The organism is Citricoccus sp., from assembly GCF_032154715.1.
Taxonomy (GTDB): Bacteria; Actinomycetota; Actinomycetes; order Actinomycetales; family Micrococcaceae; genus Citricoccus.
Genome location: NZ_JALDXU010000146.1, coordinates 1 through 4765 on the forward strand (window position 1 = coordinate 1; position 4765 = coordinate 4765).

The window sequence follows — 4765 nt, forward strand, 5'->3', positions numbered from 1 at the left end:
GATCTGTGTCAGGGGGTCGACGCGCGTCCGGCCCAGAAGGCCGGGTCGCGGGGTCAGCTCGAGGCGGCGGCCTCGTCCTGGATCGGCCCCTGGTTCTGCAGGTCGCGGAGCTGGCCCTCGATGTAGGCCTTCAGGCGGGCGCGGTAGTCGCGCTCGAAGCCCTTGAGCTGTTCCACCTTGCGCTCCAGCACCGACTTTTTCTCCTCGAGGTCGGCCAGCGTCTTCCGGGACTTCTCCTGGGCGTCATTGACCAGCCCGTTGGCCTCGGTCTGGGCCTCCTGGATGATCTCCTCGCGCTTGGCCTGGCCCTCGGCCACGTAGTCGTCATGGAGCTTCTGGGCCATGGCCAGCACGCCTGCGGCGGACGTGGCCGTGGATTCGGGAGCGCCGGCCACGGGCGTGGCAGCGGCGGCCGGGGCGCGCTCGGTGACCCTCGGCTCGGCGACGGCGGCCGGCACGGCGGCATCAGCGGCCGGCTCCGTGGTGGCCGGGGCAGCGCCCGCCTTGGCCTGGGTGTCCTCGACCTGGGCGGACTCGGTGGTGTCCGTGGAGTCCACGGCCTCCGGGGCAGCGCCGGCCTTGACCTGGGTGTCCTGGTCCTCGGCGGCCTCAGCCGACACCGGAGCCGGAACGGCGGACGTGCCGCTCCCGCCGGACTGCAGGTCCGACACCTTGCGGCGCAGCTCGTCGTTCTCCTGGTTCAGGCGACGCAGTTCGACCACGATCTCGTCCAGGAAGTCATCAACCTCGTCCTGGTCGTAGCCTTCCCGAAATTTCGTCGGCTGGAACCGCTTGTTGACAACATCTTCCGGCGTCAGAGCCATGTGGTCACCCCAATACGTATTTGGTCTGCCCTCGAGGGGCAACGGTCTTCTTGTGGCCACCGCATACTGGTCCGCATGCGGGGCCCACACTGTTCTTCAGGCTACCATCAGCCCAACGTGCCCACGGCAAGGGCGGCGACGACGGACTTCAGCAGGACGACGACGACGAAGAGAATCAAGAACGCCACATCGATGCCGATTCCGCCGAGATTCACCGGCGGGATCTTGGACCGCAGCCAGCGCAGGGGCGGGTCGGTGACGGTGTACACGGTGGAGGCCACCATCAGCAGGATGCCCTTCGGACGCCAGGAGCGCGCGAAGGACTGCACCACGTCGAAGACGATCCGGATCAGCAGCAGGAACTGAACCAGTGCCAGGACAAGATAGAGAAGGGAGAAGATCAGGGTCACGGCAGCCTATTCCACACCGTCATGGTCCCGGCAGGGAAGCCCTGCCGGTGCGGTGTCAGCTCTGGTTGAAGAAGTGGGCCTGGTCTTCGGTCTCCGAGGAGTCCTCGCCCAGGACCTGAACGGTGGACGGCGTCAGCAGGAACACCTTGTTGGTGACGCGCTCGATGGAGCCGTGCAGGCCGAACACCAGGCCGGCGGAGAAGTCCACCAGACGCTTGGCATCGGCTTCGCTCATGTCCGTCACGTTCATGATGACCGGGATACCCCCGCGGAAGGACTCGCCGATGAGCTTGGCGTCGTTGTAGGAACGCGGGTGCACGGTGGTGATCTGTCGCACGGCAGAGGCCTCTTCCCGGGACTGGGTGGCCCGCTTGATGGGGGTGACGGGTGCGCGGTACTCACGCTCGGCCGGCTGGGGGTGGGCCGCGCGCACGGGCTGGGGGCGGTCCTCCCGGGCCTCGTCCTCCCAGTCGTCGGCCGGATCAGCGGGATCGACGGCGGCGTGCCGCTCGGCCCGCTCCTGCCGACGGGGCTGTTCGGCCGCCCGCTGCTCTTCCTCGTACTGCTCCTCGCCATCGGCGAGCCCGAGGTAGATCATGGTCTTCTTCAGTGCACCAGCCATCGAACATCCTCACCGTGTGGAATCCGCCCGGCCTGCTCCGGGCCCTGCGTCGTCCGCCGTCGAAGCAGACACCTTCGAGGTTAACCCACGTCGGGGCGCGGCCCGAGGACATCAGTGCCGATCCGCAGGTGTGTCGTTCCCGCCGCCACAGCCTGTTCCAGGTCCTGGCTCATGCCGGCCGAGATCCAGGTGGCCTGCGAATGCGCTGCCGACACCACCCCGGAGATCTGCCGGAGGAGATGGAAGGCCGGCACGGGGTCCAGCCCCACGGGAGCCACCGCCATGACACCCCGGAGCCTCAGCCCCTCCGCCTGGGAGATCGCGGCCGCCAGCCCGGGCACCTCGTCGGGATGGGCGCCGCCCCTCGACCCGATCCCCGGGGGGCGGTCTGCGGCGGCCCGGTCGTCCAGGTCCACCTGGATCAGGCAGTCCATCGATGGTCGCATCGGCTCCCCGGCCTCGCGGCGTCGCCCCTGCTCCCGGTCCATCGCCGAGGAGAGGGCCTCCACGAGCGAGACCCGGTCCACCGAATGCACCGCCGAGGCGTACCGCACCACGTACTTGGCCTTGTTCGACTGCAACTGGCCGATGAAGTGCCACTCGAGTCCGGCTTCGGCCAGGTCAGCCACCTCGGCGGCCTTGCCCCTGGCCTCCTGGTCACGGTTCTCGCCCACGTGGCGCACCCCGCAGGAGTACAGTCGTCGCACGTCGGCAGCCGGATGGAACTTGGTGACGACCACCAGGTCCGGGGTGTCCTGACGGCCTGCCGCCTCGACCGCTACGGCGACCCGGCGGTGCACCGCAGCCAGGCGTCGACCCAATTCCGCTGTGCGCTCGTCCTGCGGGTGATCCGTGTCCGTCATACCGGGGTGCTCATCCTTCACTGCCGTCACTGCCTTCATTGCCTTCGCTGCCTTCGCCACCCTCATCAGGGCCGGTGCCCTGCCCCTCCTGACGCCGCCACACCAGCCCGATGAAGCGCCCTCGGCCGGGATCACGTCGATGGGAGAAAAGCCGCGGGTCCTCCCGGGTGCAGATCGGGCTGCGGTGGACCGTGACGCCAAGGGATTCCAGCACGGCCTGGGCCCCGGCCGGCAGGTCCAGCGCCGGAGTCCCCCAGGTGGTCGTGGCGTGGGTGGCGGGGATCTGCGCGGCACCGTCCAGGCGCATCTGCTCGGGAACCTCGTAGCAGCGGCCGCAGATGGCCGGCCCGATCCAGGCCAGGATGTCTCCCGGCTCGTGCCCGGAGCCCTCGCGCCGCATCCGCTCCACCGTGTTCTGCAGGATGCCGTCGAGCAGACCGCGGCGGCCGGCATGCGCGACCGCCGTGGGGCCGTTCAGGTGGCCGGCGCCGCCGAGCCCCGGCCCGGATATCCCGGCGCGGCCGTCCGAGACCCTGCTCAGGCCCACGGCCGCAGGCGACTCCACGGAGCGGCGGGACGCGAACACCACGGGCACGCAGTCCGCCACCATGATGGCCAGCGGATCCCGGCCGGTCGGGCTCACGAAGGCATCGGCCTCCTGGGCAGCGGGCGATTCATCCCAGCCGCGCCCGGCAGCCGCCACCACCCGCGCCGAGTGCACCTGGGTGAGGTATTCGGTGCGCCCGGGCGCGACACCCAGGGCCGCCTCGACTCCGCGGCGGGACGCCCGGACCCGCTCACGAGGGCCCCCGGCGCCGTCATCGGCACCGGCGGTGCCCCCGTCGCCGGTGCTGCCCGCTGCCGGCGTACCGCTGACATGGAAGGCGAGGTTGCCCGCGTCGACGCCGGTGAAGGCCACCTCGAGCCCGGGATCGGGATGGGCCCGGAACAGGAACGGACCGGCCGGGGCCGTCATGGCCCCGGCCGGTCGCCGGATGTCGGTCACGATGCCTCCGGCACGGTCCTCAGCCGCTGACTACTTCAGGAAGTCGGGGACATCGAGATCGTCACGGCCGGCACCGGACAGGTCCGGTTCGACGACGGTCGGCAGGTCCTGCTGGGCCGGCTCGGCCTGGTAGCCGGAGGTCTCGGCCTTCGGCGCGGCCTCCGGGGCGGCCGGGACGGGCTGATGGGGCACGGGCTGGTGCGGCACCTGCCCCGCACCGTTCTGCGCCGGCAGCCCGGGCTGCTGGCCCTGCGGCTTGGTGCCGGTGTTGAAACCGCCGGACGGCGCGGAGGTGGCGTCGACCTGGTCGAAGCCGGCGGCGATGACGGTGATGCGGGCCTCGTCTCCCAGTGCGTCGTCAATGACGGCGCCGAAGATGATGTTCGCCTCCGGGTGGGCGACCTCCTGGACCAGACGGGCTGCCTCGTTGATCTCGAACAGGCCCAGGTCGGAACCGCCCTGGATGGACAGCAGCACACCGTGCGCGCCATCGATCGACGCCTCCAGCAGCGGGGAGGCGATGGCCAGCTCGGCGGCCTTCACGGCACGGTCCTCACCCTGCGCCGAACCGATGCCCATGAGCGCGGATCCGGCGCCCTGCATGACGGACTTCACGTCCGCGAAGTCGAGGTTGATCAGACCCGGAGTGGTGATCAGGTCCGTGATGCCCTGGACACCGGACAGCAGGACCTGGTCCGCGGACTTGAAGGCGTCCAGCACGGAGACGTTGCGGTCCGAGATGGACAGCAGCCGGTCGTTCGGGATCACGATGAGCGTGTCCACCTCGTCCCGCAGGGCGTCGATGCCGCTTTCAGCGGAGGTGGCGCGGCGGCGGCCCTCGAAGGTGAAGGGCCGCGTGACGACACCGATGGTCAGGGCTCCGAGCGAGCGGGCGATGCGGGCCACGACGGGGGCCCCGCCGGTGCCGGTGCCGCCACCCTCTCCTGCGGTCACGAACACCATGTCCGCTCCGCGCAGGACCTCCTCGATCTCCTCGGCGTGGTCCTCGGCGGCCTGGCGGCCGACCTCGGGGTTGGCGC

6 protein-coding genes are annotated in these 4765 nt (G+C 70.4%); all 6 read right to left on the reverse strand.

The window, feature by feature from the left end:
* Positions 1-53 precede the first annotated feature (53 nt).
* Entirely contained in the window at positions 54-824 is a 771-nt protein-coding gene (locus RUH65_RS15255) for a DivIVA domain-containing protein (protein ID WP_313818487.1), read from the reverse strand.
* 107 nt (positions 825-931) lie between these two features.
* Positions 932-1234 carry a YggT family protein gene (locus RUH65_RS15260; protein ID WP_313818488.1) on the reverse strand — a complete coding sequence of 101 codons (303 nt, stop codon included), beginning with the start codon at positions 1232-1234 and terminating at the stop codon, positions 932-934.
* Between the two features lie 55 nt (positions 1235-1289).
* A complete protein-coding gene (locus RUH65_RS15265) occupies positions 1290-1856 on the reverse strand; it encodes a cell division protein SepF (RefSeq protein WP_313818489.1) in 567 nt (188 codons plus the stop codon).
* A gap of 80 nt (positions 1857-1936) precedes the next feature.
* On the reverse strand, positions 1937-2719 hold the full coding sequence (locus RUH65_RS15270) for a YggS family pyridoxal phosphate-dependent enzyme (protein WP_313818490.1): 783 nt from the start codon (positions 2717-2719) through the stop codon (positions 1937-1939).
* Between the two features lie 10 nt (positions 2720-2729).
* Positions 2730-3725, reverse strand: a complete 996-nt coding sequence (locus RUH65_RS15275) for a polyphenol oxidase family protein (protein WP_313818492.1) — start codon at positions 3723-3725, stop codon at positions 2730-2732.
* A 30-nt stretch (positions 3726-3755) separates the two neighbouring features.
* Positions 3756-4765 (reverse strand): cell division protein FtsZ (gene ftsZ, locus RUH65_RS15280; protein WP_313818493.1); only part of this gene is annotated, 1010 nt, incomplete at its 5' end.

Coding starts and splice junctions, on each gene's coding strand:
- RUH65_RS15255 (WP_313818487.1), bottom strand. CDS start 824: ATGGCTCTGACGCCGGAAGATGTTGTCAACAAGCGGTTCCAGCCGACG.
- RUH65_RS15265 (WP_313818489.1), bottom strand. CDS start 1,856: ATGGCTGGTGCACTGAAGAAGACCATGATCTACCTCGGGCTCGCCGAT.
- RUH65_RS15270 (WP_313818490.1), bottom strand. CDS start 2,719: ATGACGGACACGGATCACCCGCAGGACGAGCGCACAGCGGAATTGGGT.